Below are 14,359 nucleotides of genomic sequence, written 5' to 3'. Positions count from 1 at the left end.
GATGCCGCCTCACATGGTCCGCATGTCCCGACTCCTGACAGCTCCACGGGCCGCCGCCCTCGCGACCGCGGTCCTCGCCACGATCCTGCCCGCGGTGGCCTGGATGGCCGGCGCGACCGCCTCCCCGGCCGCGGCCGCGGTCCCGGCCGCCCCCGCGGCCGCCGCCCTGGCACCGGAGAAGAAGTGCACCCTGCCCGGTGGCCTGGCCGAGCTCAGCGGGCTCGCGATGAGCCGCCGACACCCGGGCGTCTTCTACGCCGTCAACGACAGCGGGAACACCAACCAGGTCTTCGCGATCGACTGCAGCGGCCCCACCGGCGTACTCAAGGCCACCCTCACCGTCTCCGGGGTCGGCAACACCGACTGGGAGGGCCTGGCGATCGGCAAGGACGCCTCGGGCGGCCCGGTGATCCTGGTCGGCGACATCGGCGACAACTTCAGCGGCCGCGCCGAGATCACCGTCCACGGTTTCGCCGAGCCCACGCAGCTCGCCAACGCCACCGTGACGCCCACGACGTACCGCTTCGCCTACGCCGACGGCAAACACGACGCCGAGTCCCTGCTCGCCGACCCCGTCACCGGCCGGCTCTACATCGCGAGCAAGCTCATCGGAGCCGCGGGCCAGCTCTACCAGGCCCCGCTCCCGCCCGTGACCGGGCAGGTCAACACCCTCACCGCCGTGCGGCCCGGCCCGGTGTTCGCCACCGACGGGGCCTTCTCGCCGACGGGCGCCTCGTACACCCTGCGCAGCGGCGGACCGCTGGGTGCCAATACGGCGTCCGTGTACGACACGGCGGGGACCAAGCTCGCTGACGTGGCCCTGCCCGCCCAGTCGCAGGGCGAGACGGTCACGTACGCCGACTGCGCGAACCTGCTCGTCGGGTCGGAGAACGACACCCAGATCTGGCGGGTGCCGCTGCCACCGGAGGCCACGCCGGGCTGCGGCACGACACCGACGCCGACGCCGACGCCGACACCGACCCCGACACCCACCCCCACGCCGACTCCTACGCCGACCCCGACTCCCACTCCGACTCCCACGCCGACTCCCACCCCCACTCCCAGTGACCTGAAGTTCAGCAACCCCGGCCCGCAGACGTGCAAGTTCAACCAGTCCTGCACCATCCAGCTGACCACCACCGGCGGCAAGCCGCCCGTCCGGTACGCCGCCTCCGGCCTGCCCTGGGGCCTGACCCTCGACGCCGCCTCCGGACGTATCACCGGCAAGCCCTGGAGCAGCGGAACGGTCCAGGTCACGGCCACCGCGACCGACTCCGCCGGAGCCACCGCCGGCACCTCCTTCGCGCTGACCGTCAACTGGTTCTGAGACGGGCAGGGGGCGGGCTTGTACAACCCGCCCCCGAGGCCGCACTGTTGACCGAGCTTCGTTCATCAGGTCAGGAGATCCGGCTTGTCGTCCCACACTTCACCCGCCCCGCACGTCATCGACCCGGTGGGCGGCTGCCCGCACGCGCTGAACGCCCGGCTGCGCGCCCAGGGCCCGGTGGCCGAGGTCGTACTCCCCGGCGGAGTGCCCGGCGCGGTCGTCCTGGGGCACGACGCGCTGAAGGAGTTCCTCGCCCACCCCGACGTGGCCAAGGACGCCCGGCACTTCCCGGCCCTGCACGACGGCACCATCCCGCCGGACTGGCCGCTGCGCGTCTTCGCCAACGCCCAGGGCATGCACACCTCCGACGACGCCGACCACCGCCGGCTCCGCTCGCTGGTCGGCAAGGCCTTCACGGCCCGCCAGGTGGAAAGGCTGCGGCCGCGCGTCGAGGAGCTGGCGGCTGAGCTGCTCGACGACCTCGGGCGGGCGGCGGCCGAAGCCCCCGACGGGGTCGCCGACCTGCACACGCACTTCGCCCTCCCGCTCCCGATGAGCGTCATCTGCGAGCTGCTCGGCGTGGACCCCGAGCACCGGGACCGCCTGCACCGCCTGACCAACACGGTCATCATCGCCACCGACGTCACCCCGGCCGAGAAGATGGCCGCCCTCCAGGAGCTCGTCGCCCTGATCGGGGTCATCGCGGCCGCCCGCCGCGAGTCGCCCGGGGAGGACCTCACCAGCGCCCTGATCGCCGCCCGCGAGGAGGACGGAGACCGGCTCAGTGAGGCCGAACTCATCGGCACCATGCGGCTGATGCTCGTCGCGGGCCACGAGACCACCCTCAACCTGATCACCAACGCGGTCCGCGCCCTGTGCGCCCACCGCGACCAGCTGGCCCTCGTCCTGGACTCCAAGGCGACCTGGACGGACGTGGTGGACGAGACCCTGCGCTGGGACTCCCCGGTCAGCTGGTTCCCCTTCCGCTACCCCACCCGCGACCTCGACGTCGAAGGAACGGTCATCCCGCAGGGCACCCCGGTGCTCGCCGGATACAGCGCGGCCGGCCGCGACGAGGCCTTCCACGGCCCGGACGCCGACCGCTTCGACATCACCCGCCCCACGGCCGCCCGCAGCCTCTCCTTCGGGCACGGCGCGCACTACTGCATGGGCGCCCCGCTGGCCCGGCTGGAGGCCACCATCGCCCTGGAGCGGCTCTTCGCCCGCTACCCGGACCTGGACCTCGCCGTTCCCGAGGCCGAGGTCCCGCACCAGCGGAGCTTCATCAGCAACAACGTGTCGTCGCTGCCGGTCCGCCTGGCAGGGAAGTAGCGGCGCCTACTTCGGGCTGGGCGGCGAGAGCTCCGTGCTCAGCCAGCCCAGCGCGTCCGGGTACATCCCGATCCAGGTCTGGAAGTTGTGCCCGCCCTCCGGGCGGACGAGCGTCTTGACCCGGACCCCGCTGCCGGCCGCTGCTCTGGCGAAGTCCTCCAGCTGCCGGGGCGGACTGTCCTTGTCCTGAGCCGAGGTGGCCAGGAACAGCCCGACGTCCGCCTTCCTCGTGTGCTCGACCAGCCACATCGGGCTGTTGCGCTCGCGCAGGGCGCGGTCGGCCAGCACCTCCGGATCGCCGGTCAGCGGATCCGGGTCCAGGGCCGCGCCCGCCCGGAACACCTTCGGGTACTGCAACGGCAGTTTGGCCGCGCAGAAACCCCCGGTGGACACGCCCATCAGCCCCCAGCCGGCCGGTTCGGGCAGCGTACGGAAGTTCCGCGCGACCAGCTCCGGCACGTCCTGCGCCAGCCAGTCGGCGATCTTGCGCTGCGGGGTGTTGCTGCAGTCGGTGTTCACCCCGCCCGGATAGATCTCCGGCATCACCACGATGAAGGGGTGCGCGGCGCCCAGCTGCACCAGGTCGTTCAGCGCGCCCGGCATGTTCCCGAGGTCGACCCACGTACGGGGCGTGCCCGGATAGCCGTGCAGCAGCGTCAGCACCGGGAAACGGGTCCGGTCCGCGCCCGGCGCGTCGTACTCCGGGGGAGTCCACACCGTGACCTGCCCCGCGAGCTTCGAGTGCGAGCCCCGGAAGTAGGTGCTGCGGGTGCCGTCGCCGTTCTGCGTGAACCTGGCCCGGCCCGGCGGCGGTCCGGTCATCGAGCCCGCCTCCTGCCCGGCGTCGGTGCCGAGGAGGTCGTCCCAGGAGGAGTAGAGCCCGTAACTGCCGTTGATCCAGGTGGCCACCACGCAGATGGCGGTGAGCTGGCAGAGCCCGATCATCAGCACCCGCGCCGGCCAGCGCACCCATCCCGGGCCCGGGATCCGGTTCCACAGGAGCAGCGCGGCGAGCATGGCGAGCGCGGTGACGACGATCAGTGTGACGAGGAACGACGTACTGGTCAGCTCCACGGCGCCGGCTCCTGACGTGAATGTGCGGCTGGTGTCCGATTGTCACGTCAATCCGTCGGTCGCGCCCTCAGGGACCCGACCCGACCCGTACGGTCACCGTGTGCCAGCCGGTCGCCCCGTCGGGCAGGGTTCCGGTGCGTTCCCCCGTCTGGACGGCGCCCGTGCCGTCCGTGGCGCGGACCTGCAGGGTGTGCCGGCCCGCCGTCGCCTCCCACGACCACACCCACTGGCGCCAGGTGTCGACTCCGTCCGCGTCCCCGAGCCGCGCCTCCTGCCACGGACCGCCGTCGACCCGTACCTCCACTCGGGCGATCCCCCGGTGCTGCGCCCACGCCACGCCGGCGACCGGCACCCGGCCGGGCACCAGCGCGGCGCTCGCACGCGGGGTGTCGATCCGGGTCTGCGTCTTGACCGGGCCCATGGCCGCCCACGACCGGCGCACCCAGTACGCGTCGTAGGCGGCGAAGGTGGTCAGCCGCAGCTCGCGCAGCCATTTGCAGGCGGACACGTATCCGTACAGGCCCGGTACGACCATCCGGACGGGGAAGCCGTGCGCGAAGGGCAGCGGCTCGCCGTTCATGCCGACCGCCAGCAGCGCGTCCCGGCCGTCCATCACCGTCTCGACGGGCGTGCCCAGCGTCATGCCGTCCACCGAACGGGCGACGAGCTGGTCGGCGGGACCGCCCTGCGACGGCGGCCGTACCCCGGCCTCGCGGAGCAGGTCCGCGAGGCGGACGCCGAGCCAGCGGGCGTTGCCCGCGTACGGGCCCCCGACCTCGTTGGACACGCAGCACAGGGTGATGTCGTGCTCGACGAGGGGGCGGGCGAGCAACTCCCGCAGATCGAGGGTGAGGGGCTTCGCGACGCCCTCGCCGTGGATGCGCAGCCGCCAGGTGTCCGCGTCCACCCGGGGGACGACGAGGGCGGTGTCCACGCGGTAGAAGTCCCCGTTCGGGGTGATGAAGGGGGAGATGCCCGGGACCCGCAGCTGCGCTCCGGCGGGTACGGGCGGGGCCGGCACGGCGGGCGGGGGGAGGCGGAATCCGGCCCGGGAGGCGGTCGCACCGGCGGAGCCGTAGGCGCCCAGGCGGCGTCCGGCGTATCCGGCCGCGGCCGATACCGCCAGGGTGGCGGCCACCAGGCGGCCGAAGCCGCGGCGGTCCATCGCCCAGGCACCGCCGACCGGTGTCCCGGCAGGTCGCGGTCGGCGCAAGGCCCTGACCAGCAGATACAGCACCCCGGCGGCGGTCGCCCCGCCGACCAGGGAGGGCAGGGCGTCCCGCCAGGTCGCCTCCGGCCGGCTGAGCGCGGCGGCCATGCCCAGTGCCCCGAACCCGCCGGCGAGGGCCATTCCGGCGGGGAGCCGGCGGGCGGCGAGCAGTCCGGCCCCGACGGCGACGGCGCCGAGGAGGGCGACGATGCCGAGGGTGAGCACCAGCTTGTCGGCGGTGCCGAACTGCTGGATGGCCCACTCCTTGACGGCCGCGGGCGTACGGTCGACCACGGCCCCGCCGACCGCCGTGAGCGGGGACGCCTCCGGGCGGACGGCGGCCGCGGCCAGCTCGGCGAGGGCCAGCCCGGCGCACGCCGCGACCACTCCGGCGACGGCTGCGCCGAGGGGGTGCCGGGGGTGCCGGGGGTGCTGAGGCGGCCGGGGTGGCCCCTCCGCTCGGTCCATGCGGGTCACCGTCCTTGGGTCCGGCCCGGGCTGGGCGGCTTCGAGGCCGGCCCCGCCGACCTCCCGCCGGTTCCAGGGTGCCCCTGACCGCGCCCACCGCGCCCACCGGGACGACCTAGGCGGGGGATCCGTCCGTCGGCGGGCGTGGCCGGGGTGGCGCCGGAGCCGTCTCGTCCACGGCCACGGCCCGGTCGTCCCTGGGTCCCGCGCTCCAGTCGGGATGCGGGATCGCCCGCCGTTTGCGGAGTTCCACCACCTCGGCGAGCAGCGCGGCTGAGGGCTGCTCCTGTTCCGTCTCGGACATGTCCCTGATCATTTCCGGGAGCGCGGCGCGTGGCGTGGTGGCGGGTGCGCGCTCCCTCCCACGGGTGGGGATTTTCCCCCGGCCGGGTGACGATGACCGGATGAGGCGACCGCCACCCTGCGCGGAGGTGTACGTCAGTTCGCCGCCGCGGGAAGGAACGCGGCGATCCCGGCCGCCACCTCGTGGGGGTCCCCGCTCGGCCGGACCGGATGCCGGGTGGTCAGCCGGGCCCACTCCTCCTCCACGGCATGCCAGTCGATCTCCCGCGGCGCGGACCGCGCCACCAGAGCCTCCTCCAGCGAGTCGAAGTAGAGCTGCCACCTGCGCGCGTACAACTCCGAGATCAGGCCGCTCCATTCGCGGTTCGCGTAGTCGTGCAGGAATCCGCCCTCGCTGGTGCCGCGCCGCCCCCACACGCTGAGGATGGAGCGGGCGTCGTACTCGTACCGGTCCTGCTCGGCCCGGTCGGTGCCCGCCGCGCGGGCCCGGTCGAGCCAGTGGCCGAGGAGGAGGTTCGGGTCGGAGCCGGTGACCGCGTCCAACCGTCGCTCCCCTTCCGCCCATTCGGCGACCAGTCGGCGGAAGAGCGCCAGGTCCTTGGCCTCGTAGGCCGCCTTGATCCTGGGCAGGAGCACCCGCGAGTGGTTGGCGAGGGCCTGGCGGGCGGTGTCCACCAGGTCGAAGCGGTAGGCGCTGGAGCCGCGCAGCGCCGGATCCACCTTGAGCAGGTGGTCCAGCGCCCGGCGCACCGAACCGGCCTGGTAGCGCATGGACTTGGGGCTCCAGTACGCCGCCCCGACCGCCGTGAGGCTCGGCCGGGCGGAGAACAGGCTGTCCTGCGACTCCGACCACAGGCCCGAGGAGGTGCTGTACGGCCCCTTGCGCAGCTCCTCCCAGGCCGCCGCGGCCTCGGCGTCGGGGCGGCCGTAGCGGCGCGCCGCGAAGTCGGCGAACCACCGGCGCTGGTCGATCGCCCCCGGCTCCCAGGCCAGGTCCGTGAAGAGGTCGAAGGCGGCCGGATTGGTCCCGGTGGCCTCCGGGAGGTAGGCGATACCGCTCAGGGCGCTGTTGCTCTTGGCCCGCCAGGGCCCGAACCGCTCCAGCCACACGGAGGTGTTGGCGCCGATGGTGGTGTGCCCGCCGAAGTTGTAGATCGTGCCCATCGCGTACGGGACTCCGCCCCAACGGGCCTCGCGGTCCAGCCGGTTGTAGCGGTCCGACAGCCCGTCCAGGATCAGCAGCCGGCTCTTGTCCACCCCGGCGAGGAGTTCCGCGCTCGGGTCGTCCTGCCAGCCCAGCACCGCCCACAGCGCGCCCGGATGTGCGGAGTGCAGGGCGGCCTGGATTGCGCCGGCCGCCGCCCCGACGTCGACGGAACCGGTCCGGCCGCCCTCGTGCAGCGGGCTCATCCGGTACATCGTGCTGTCCCCGAACACCGCCCGCTGCTCGGCGTAGTAGGCCGCCGCCAGCCTCCCGAACACCGGCGAGGACGGGTCCAGCCAGTCCGGGCGCTCGAAGCCCGCCCAGTCGCCCTGAGGCACGGTGGCCGCCCCCGGGTTGCGGGCGGCGAACTCCGGGGGCACGGTGCCGAAGTAGCCCGGCAGCACCGGGGTCATGCCGAGCCCGCGCAGCTGCTCGGCGATCCGCCCGCCCAGCTCGGCACGCTCCCGCATCAGCCGCTCGGAGACCGGGCCGCCGAAACCGCTCAGGTTCTGCAGCAGCCACCAGCTCTGGTGACCGGGAGCGGGGATCCACCCGCGCAGCTCCTCGGCGGAGTAGCCGAAGCCCTGGAGCGCCCGGTAGTACGGGTACTCGGCGCCGACCTGCACGAACATCTCGTTGATGCCGTGCAGGGCGAGCAGGTCGATCTGCCGCTGGTGCTCCTCGAAGGTGCGGTACGGGCCGGAGTACCCGTCGTCGGTGTCGTTCAGCGCGTACCGGTGCGGCACGAGCGCGCTGCGGGTCACGGGGGCGGGGACGCCCGGCAGGCGGGCGGGCAGCATGCCGATGCTGTCGCCGGGCCAGCCGATGTCGGCCCCGGCGACGTGCTGGAGGTACCAGCCGACGCCCGTGAGCAGGGTGGCTCCGGTGCTGCCGCGCACGGTGATCGCGCCGGGCGTTCCGGACACGGTGAAGGTGTCGGCGGCGGCCGCCGCGTCGGGCACCAGCGTGAACTGCCCGGCATGGCGCGGCAGCAGCCGCCCCAGCGCGGCTCGCGCCGGGGCGACGTCGAAGCCGGCCCGCGGCGCGTGCGTCCGTACGTCGGCCCGTACGGGCACCGCGGCCCCGGGGGCGGTGGCGGCGGGCGCCGCCCCCGCGCAGAGGAGGGCCAGCAGCGCGGCGGGCAGCGCGGCGAGCGCCACCGGCCGGGGCGTGGTCGTGGGGTGCGTCATCCGTTCGCCGTCAGACCGGGAGGGACCAGGCCTGGTCGACCCGGTGGTCGCCGCAGGGGGTCAGGCGCAGCCGCTCGGCCGGGGCGTCCGGGGTGGCCGCCGGGGCCGGGGCCGTCAGGCACTGTCCGCTCGCCTCCTCGACGAGGGCGCCGTCGCGCCGGTGCGCCCAGCTCTGGCCGGGCTGCCGCGCCGGGCCCGCCGCGCAGTCCGCCAGCTCCACCAGACCGCCCTCGCCCGCCGACAGGCATGCGCCGGCCAGCCGCAGGCTCGCGTCCCGGCCCAGGACCCACCGCTGGTCGGGGGCCCCGGTGCACGCCGCGAGCACGACCGCGCCGACACCGGTGGTGTTGGCCCCGTCGGCGCAGCGGACCCCGTCGCCGACGATCTGCCCGGTCGGCAGGGCCTGCGCGCAGCCGCGCGGGGTGAGCCGCCAGACCCCGGTGTCGTGGCCGGCCACCTTCCCGGTCAACGTCTCGGAGAGCTGCCGCCGTTCCCCGTTCCACAGGTTCGTCGCGTCGACCGTGCAGGAGGGCAGCCCGATCTCCTCCAGCGGCACCGCGATGTCCCGGGTGGCGGCCGAGCGGTTGAGGACGGCCACCGCGCGGTCGCCGTTCGCGAGGGGCCGTACGAGGATCTCGAAGGTGGCGTTCGAGGAGACCACCGCGCCCTGACGGCCCATGGGGTCCTGGTCCAGCTCGATCATCCGGGTGTTGCCGAGGGCCGCGAGCCCAGCCGGGGTCAGCTTCGAGACCTCGGAGGACAGGATGAAGGGGGACGCCATCATGGCCCAGAGGGCGACCTGGCTGCGGCTCTCGGCCGCGGTGAGCCCGGGGGCGCCCGCGATCAGGAAGTCGGGGTCGTTCCAGTTGCCGGGGCCCGCGTACCGGCCGAGCCACCGGTTGTAGCCGTAGTTGCCGAGCACCGAGCTCCACCGCGAGGTGCCGGGGGAGGCGGGCCGGTACACCTTGATGTCCTTGCCCTCGCGCCACAGCTGGCCCGTCTCGCCGACCCAGCCGAGGACCTTGTGCCAGTCGGAGCCGCCCCACTCGCCCTGCTGGAAGTAGGCGGGCGCGGAGGCCGACAGCACCATGTCCCGGCCGCTGGCGCGCAGGGCCGCGGCCACCGCGTTGTACGCGTCCCGGTAGGCCTGCTCCTTCGTCCTGCCCGCCGGCACCCACAGGTTGCAGCCGTCCATCTTGACGTAGTCCACCTTCCAGGAGGCGAACTGCCGGGCGTCCTGCGCGTAGTGGTCCTCGCCGCCGCCCTGCGGGGCGCCACTGCCGGGGTACTTCTCGCAGGTGAGGGAGCCGGCGTCCTCGTAGATGCCGAACTTCAGCCCCTTGGCGTGCAGGTAGTCGCCCAGCCAGGCCATGCCGTGCGGGAACTTCGCGGTGTCGACGACCAGCGCGCCCCGCGCGTCGCGGCTCCTGGTCATCCAGCAGTCGTCGACGGTGACCGTGTCGTAGCCCTTGGCGGCGAGGCCGGTGGATACGAGCGCGTCGGCGTTCGCGACGACCTTGGCCTCGTCGATGTCGCACATGTAGTGCGCCCAGTTGTTCCAGCCCATGGGCGGGGTGAGCGCGAGCGGGGTGTCCGAGGTCGCGGTGGGCTCGGCTCCCGCCGGGGCGGGGGAGAGTGCGAGGGCGAACAGGGCGGCCGCGGTCAGACAGGGGAGCGAGGCGCGCAGGCGGGGCGGCAGCGGCACGGAGTCTCCTTGGCGTGGGGGGCAGGAGGGGACGGTCGAGTGATCGAGTGCTGTCCTGCGCCCAGTGCAGCCAGGCGGCTACGCGCTGTCAACGTACGTCGTTGGTTATCCGTCAATGACCAGCAATATGGCCGTAGTCGATCGCACACGAGACCGGTGATACGTCGTATGTTACGAGGTATGTTACGGTGTATCTCATGCCGAGGAGATCAGCTGCCCTGGACCGCGCCACGCCCGAGGCCATCGCCGTCGCCGCCCTGCGCCTCATCGACGAGGAAGGGCCCGACCGGCTGAGCTTCCGCACCCTCGCCGAACGGCTCGGCGTCTCCCACGCCACCGTCCAGCGCCGCTGCACCGACCTCGCCGGCCTGCTGGACCTGTGCACAGAGCACCTGGCCGCGCAGCTCCCCGACATCCCCGCCGGCACGGACTGGGCGCGGGCGACCGAGCAGCGCTTCACCGCCCTCTACCGGCTGCTCACCGCGCATCCCGGGCTGCTGGTCCTGCGCGGCGGCCGGCCCTGGCTCGGGCGCAAGCTCCTCGCCCGGCTCGTCGAGCCCGCCCTCGCCGACAGCGTGGCCGCGGGGATGACCGTCGCCGAGGCGATGACCGTCTACCGCCGCATGTACCTGCTCACCCTGGGCAGCGCGGCCTTCGTGGACCACCGGGCTCCGGCCGCCGCCACCGCCGCCTCGCGGGCGGCCGTGGCCGCGCTGGATCCGGCCGAGTTCCCCGTGCTCTCCGGCGGGCTGGCCGACGTACTGCCACCGCTGACCGACCACGAGGTGTACTACGGCGCCCTGCGCCAGCTGATCGAAGCCGCCAGGCCGTCCGGGCCCACATCCTGACGAGGAGTCCGCTCATGGAAACGCAGCTCGACTACGCCGCCGTACGCGCCGCCGCCGACCGGATCGCGGGCACCGTGCGGCCCGTCGCCGTCGTCCCGGCGTCCGAGGGCGTCTGGTACGCCCTGGAGCACCTCCAGCACACCGGCTCCTTCAAGGCCCGCGGCGCCCGCAACTTCCTCGCCGCCCACCACGCGGCCGGCACCCTGCCCGCCGCCGGCGTCACCATCGCCTCCGGCGGCAACGCGGGGCTCGCCTGCGCCTGGGCGGCCCGCGCCCAGTCCGTACCCGCGACCGTGTTCCTGCCCGGCAACGCCCCCCGGGTGAAGGTGGACCGGCTGCGCGGCTACGGGGCCGAGGTGCGGCTCGTCGGCGACCGGTACGCCGAAGCGCTTGCCGCCTGCGAGGAGTTCGCCGCCGAGAGCGGGGCCCTGAGGAGCCACGCCTACGACCACCCGCTCATCGCGGCGGGCGCCGGCACCCTCCTCGACGAGATCCGGGCCGGCCTGCCCGGGCTGGACACCGTGGTCGTCGCCGTCGGCGGCGGCGGACTGTTCGCCGGGGTCGCCACGGCCGCCCGCGAGCACGGCGTACGGGTGATCGCGGCCGAGCCGGAGAACTGCCGGGCCCTGAACGCGGCCCTGGCGGCGGGCCGCCCGGTGGACGTCGCCGTGGACTCCGTGGCCTCCGACTCCCTCGGGGCACCCCGGGTCTCGGCGGACGCGGTCGCCGCCGCGCAGGAGGAGAACGTACGGTCCGTCCTCGTGCCCGACGAGGCGATCACGGCCGCCCGGCGCGCGCTCTGGGAGGAGCACCGGATCGTGGTCGAGGTCGGCGCCGCCACCGCGCCGGCCGCCCTGCGGGGCGCGCCGGAGCCGCTGGGGGAGCGGGTGGCCGTCATCCTGTGCGGGGCCAACACGGACCCCGGGGACCTCACGGCTCCCGGGGCCTGAGCTGCCCGCTCCCAGCCCCAGCCCCAGCCCCGGCCCTAGTCCTCGTCCTAGTCCTCGTCCACGGCCTCGCGGACGACCACCACGCTACTGGCGGAGTACTGCACGACCTGCTGGCTCACGGACCCCAACAGCGCGCCCTTGAAACCGCCGTACCCGCGGGTGCCGACCACCGTCAGGTCCGCCTCCTTCGACGCGTCGACCAGCACCTGGGCCGCGGTGCCCTGTTCGACGCGCCGGAACACCGGCACGCCGGGCGAGGTGCCGACCGCCGCCGCGACGGTGTCCGCCAGCTTGCGCCGGGCCGCCTCCTCAGCCGTGACCCCGTCGCTCTCGGCGGCCCGGTCGGCGCCCGCACCGATGGCGAAGGGGTTGGTGTTCCACTCCCAGGCCATGACGGCGTGCACCCGGCCGCCCATCATCCTGGCCTGCTCGACCCCCCAGCGCAGGGCCTCCTTGGAATGGTTCGAGCCGTCCACGCCGACGACGATCAGAGGCTCGATGGTGTGCTGCTCACTCACGGTGGGTTCCTCTCGTTTCGCCCGAATAGTCGATGTCCTCCATGTATACCCGGCAGAGGGGGTCCGACCTCGAACGACGATCGTCGCGGCAGCCGACGACTTTGGAGGACAGCCCCGGCACCCCGCCCTTTGCGAGGGTCGCAGTGTCCGGGCGACCGCCCCGGACGCGAACGATACGGAGGAACGGGCGTGGCGCAGCGCAAGGGTTGTCTGATCGGCTGCGGGGTGGCCCTGGTGCTGGGCGTGGGGCTGTTGGTGCTCCTGGTTTTCGGCATGGGCAAGGTCCTCGACATGGCCGACAAGACCCTGGTCGACCCCAAGGTCTACGAGGCCGTGAAAACGGGCGACGTCGAGAGCGAGGTCCGCGCCAAGCTCCCCTCGGGCGACACCTTCGTCAAGGGCGCCCTCAAGGAAGGCGGCCCGGCCGAGCCCGAGGGCGGCGTCTGCTCCTGGTACCTCTCCAGTGGTGACACGAAGAACGGCAACGAGACAGTGTTCCGCTTCTGCTTCAAGGACGGAAAGCTCGCGGAGAAGGCCGAGTACCCCATGCGGTAGCCCGGGATAAACCGCATTAGTGCGAGGCGTCGCGAACCGTCGACAAGAAGTCAAACCGCTGGCTTCGGGCAGGGTCGTTATGGAATCGAGATCGCCCTCGACTTCCTTTGCGCTAAAGCGCATTAGTGCAGGTCGGAGGAGGCAGCAAGGTGGGTTCGGAGGGTACCCGCGCCCCTCTCCGGGGATTCGGAACCTGCCTATCGCCGGCCAGTGGGGGCTCTGCCTCATTGACGGGGTCTTCCTTTCGGACGACCGTGGGCACCGCTCCCGGCGATGAGGCCGGGCTTCTGCGGAGGCGGCGACGATGACGCGTACGAACCCGACCCGGATCGCGGTGGCCACGCTGGTGGCCGGGGCCCTCTTATCGGCCGCCGGTTGTGGCATGAGCGGCGGGTCCGGGGGTGGGAAGGAGGGGGAGAGAACGGGCAGGGTGGCGGGTGAGATCCGCTTTCGAACCCTCCAGTTGAAGCCCGCCTTCACGGCCTACGTGCAGGGCGTGATCGACGCCTTCGAGGAGAAGTACCCCGAGGTCGAGGTCAAGTGGGAGGACGTGCCCGGCGACGGCTACAACGAGAAGCTCGTCGCGGACGCCCAGGCCGGCGCCCTGCCGGACGTGGTCAACCTGTCCACCGACTCCTTCCAGCTCCTCGGCGACCGCGGCATGCTCGCCGACGTCGCCACACTCGACGGCGATTCCGCCAAGGAGTACGTGCCCGGCGCCTGGGAGCAGTTCAAGCTCCCCGGCAAGGGCGACGGCGTGTACGCGTACCCCTGGTACGTGACCCCGGAGATCCTCACGTACAACCGGGAGCTCTTCGAGAAGGCGGGCCTGGACCCGGCCAAGCCGCCGACCAGCGTGGAGCAGTTCTTCGACTACGCCGAGCAGATCGCCGCCAGGTCCGGCGGCCGGTACTCCGCCTTCATGGCCGACCCCAAGGGCCGACTGCCCGGGGACTGGCAGAAGATGGGCGTCCCGATACTCAACGCGCAGCAGGATCGGTTCACCTTCGACACCGACCAGGCCGTCGCGTGGGTGGAGCGGATGAAGGACCTGTACGCCAAGGGCGCGATGCCCAAGGAGTCCCTGCTCAAGTCGGACGACATCAACCAGCTCTACGGCAACGGAAGGATCGTCTTCGGCCCCGGCTCCCCGGGCTTCGTCAAGGACATCAAGCAGAACGCCCCGCAGGTCTACGCGAACACCCACGTCGCGGGCGCCGTCACCGGCAAGCTCGGCCACATCGGCATCTACGCCCAGTCCCTCGGCATCAGGAGGGACACCAAACATCTCGACGCGGCGGCCGAGTTCGCCAAATGGGTCACCAACGGCCCCAACCAGGTGGAGTTTTCCAAGAAGGCGACCATCTACCCCTCCAACGCCCAGGGCCTCGCCGACCCGCGCTTCGCGGACAGGGGCGACGGCAAGGACGCGGAGACCCTCGCCCGCGCCATCGGCGCCGAGCAGCTGAAGACCGCCGCACTCGACGCCAACACCCCCGTCCAGTGGACCAACCAGGTCGGCGACGCCGTCGTACGGGAGGTGCAGAAGGCGATCAAGGGCGAGCAGGACGCCCGTACGGCGGTGAGGAAGGCCCAGGAGGAGGCCGACAAGCTGCTCGCGGGCGCGGTCAAGAAGTGACGGCTGCCACCCACCGGGCCAGGAAGGACCACCGGG

12 protein-coding genes are annotated in these 14,359 nt (G+C 73.1%); 6 read left to right on the top strand and 6 right to left on the bottom strand.

What is annotated here, in order from left to right:
- Positions 1-22 precede the first annotated feature (22 nt).
- Both ACGFYU_RS11640 and ACGFYU_RS11635 read left to right on the top strand, forming a co-directional pair.
- Positions 23-1,327 (top strand): putative Ig domain-containing protein, encoded by a 1,305-nt coding sequence (locus tag ACGFYU_RS11640; protein WP_393827081.1) that lies wholly within the window; start codon positions 23-25, stop codon positions 1,325-1,327.
- A gap of 84 nt (positions 1,328-1,411) precedes the next feature.
- Positions 1,412-2,659 carry a cytochrome P450 gene (locus tag ACGFYU_RS11635; protein WP_393827080.1) on the top strand — a complete coding sequence of 416 codons (1,248 nt, stop codon included), beginning with the start codon at positions 1,412-1,414 and terminating at the stop codon, positions 2,657-2,659.
- A 6-nt stretch (positions 2,660-2,665) separates the two neighbouring features.
- Here the strand turns inward: ACGFYU_RS11635 and ACGFYU_RS11630 are convergent, their stop codons facing one another.
- The 5 genes from ACGFYU_RS11630 to ACGFYU_RS11610 all read right to left on the bottom strand — a co-directional run bounded on the left by ACGFYU_RS11630 (position 2,666) and on the right by ACGFYU_RS11610 (position 9,813).
- A complete protein-coding gene (locus ACGFYU_RS11630; RefSeq protein WP_393827079.1) occupies positions 2,666-3,733 on the bottom strand; it encodes an alpha/beta hydrolase in 1,068 nt (355 codons plus the stop codon).
- A 67-nt stretch (positions 3,734-3,800) separates the two neighbouring features.
- Positions 3,801-5,411, bottom strand: a complete 1,611-nt coding sequence (locus ACGFYU_RS11625; RefSeq protein WP_393827078.1) for a molybdopterin-dependent oxidoreductase — start codon at positions 5,409-5,411, stop codon at positions 3,801-3,803.
- 115 nt (positions 5,412-5,526) lie between these two features.
- Complete coding sequence (locus ACGFYU_RS11620) at positions 5,527-5,715, bottom strand: hypothetical protein (protein WP_393827077.1); 189 nt, start codon at positions 5,713-5,715, stop codon at positions 5,527-5,529.
- Positions 5,716-5,849: 134 nt separating this feature from the next.
- Positions 5,850-8,108 (bottom strand): alpha-N-acetylglucosaminidase, encoded by a 2,259-nt coding sequence (locus ACGFYU_RS11615; RefSeq protein WP_393827076.1) that lies wholly within the window; start codon positions 8,106-8,108, stop codon positions 5,850-5,852.
- Between the two features lie 10 nt (positions 8,109-8,118).
- Complete coding sequence (locus ACGFYU_RS11610) at positions 8,119-9,813, bottom strand: ricin-type beta-trefoil lectin domain protein (protein WP_393827075.1); 1,695 nt, start codon at positions 9,811-9,813, stop codon at positions 8,119-8,121.
- Positions 9,814-10,010: 197 nt separating this feature from the next.
- On the opposite strand from ACGFYU_RS11610, the gene ACGFYU_RS11605 reads away from it, so the two are divergent.
- The gene (locus ACGFYU_RS11605) at positions 10,011-10,661 is read left to right on the top strand and encodes a TetR/AcrR family transcriptional regulator (protein ID WP_393827074.1); all 651 of its coding nucleotides are present in this window, start codon (positions 10,011-10,013) and stop codon (positions 10,659-10,661) included.
- Positions 10,662-10,675: 14 nt separating this feature from the next.
- Positions 10,676-11,611, top strand: a complete 936-nt coding sequence (locus ACGFYU_RS11600) for a serine/threonine dehydratase (protein ID WP_393827073.1) — start codon at positions 10,676-10,678, stop codon at positions 11,609-11,611.
- A 47-nt stretch (positions 11,612-11,658) separates the two neighbouring features.
- Here ACGFYU_RS11600 and ACGFYU_RS11595 read toward each other — a convergent pair whose 3' ends face one another.
- Complete coding sequence (locus tag ACGFYU_RS11595; protein ID WP_393827072.1) at positions 11,659-12,129, bottom strand: universal stress protein; 471 nt, start codon at positions 12,127-12,129, stop codon at positions 11,659-11,661.
- Between the two features lie 189 nt (positions 12,130-12,318).
- Between ACGFYU_RS11595 and ACGFYU_RS11590 the strand changes: the two genes are divergently transcribed.
- Together ACGFYU_RS11590 and ACGFYU_RS11585 are read left to right on the top strand one after the other, a co-directional pair.
- Complete coding sequence (locus ACGFYU_RS11590) at positions 12,319-12,684, top strand: hypothetical protein (RefSeq protein WP_393827071.1); 366 nt, start codon at positions 12,319-12,321, stop codon at positions 12,682-12,684.
- Between the two features lie 304 nt (positions 12,685-12,988).
- Positions 12,989-14,323, top strand: coding sequence for an ABC transporter substrate-binding protein (locus tag ACGFYU_RS11585; protein ID WP_393827070.1), 1,335 nt, complete (start codon positions 12,989-12,991; stop codon positions 14,321-14,323).
- Positions 14,324-14,359 lie beyond the last annotated feature (36 nt).

The sequence above is a fragment of the Streptomyces sp. NPDC048337 genome (assembly GCF_043201175.1).
In the GTDB taxonomy this organism is placed as follows: Bacteria; Actinomycetota; Actinomycetes; order Streptomycetales; family Streptomycetaceae; genus Streptomyces.
The sequence above is the reverse complement of the archived record's forward strand: the minus strand, read 5'-3'. Positions and strand labels throughout refer to the sequence as shown.

Excerpts from the sequence above, each read along its gene's own strand:
- ACGFYU_RS11640 (WP_393827081.1), top strand. The coding sequence starts at position 23 with ATGTCCCGACTCCTGACAGCTCCACGGGCCGCCGCCCTCGCGACCGCG.
- ACGFYU_RS11625 (WP_393827078.1), bottom strand. The coding sequence starts at position 5,411 with ATGGACCGAGCGGAGGGGCCACCCCGGCCGCCTCAGCACCCCCGGCAC.
- ACGFYU_RS11620 (WP_393827077.1), bottom strand. The coding sequence starts at position 5,715 with ATGTCCGAGACGGAACAGGAGCAGCCCTCAGCCGCGCTGCTCGCCGAG.
- ACGFYU_RS11615 (WP_393827076.1), bottom strand. The coding sequence starts at position 8,108 with ATGACGCACCCCACGACCACGCCCCGGCCGGTGGCGCTCGCCGCGCTG.
- ACGFYU_RS11605 (WP_393827074.1), top strand. The coding sequence starts at position 10,011 with ATGCCGAGGAGATCAGCTGCCCTGGACCGCGCCACGCCCGAGGCCATC.
- ACGFYU_RS11600 (WP_393827073.1), top strand. The coding sequence starts at position 10,676 with ATGGAAACGCAGCTCGACTACGCCGCCGTACGCGCCGCCGCCGACCGG.
- ACGFYU_RS11585 (WP_393827070.1), top strand. The coding sequence starts at position 12,989 with ATGACGCGTACGAACCCGACCCGGATCGCGGTGGCCACGCTGGTGGCC.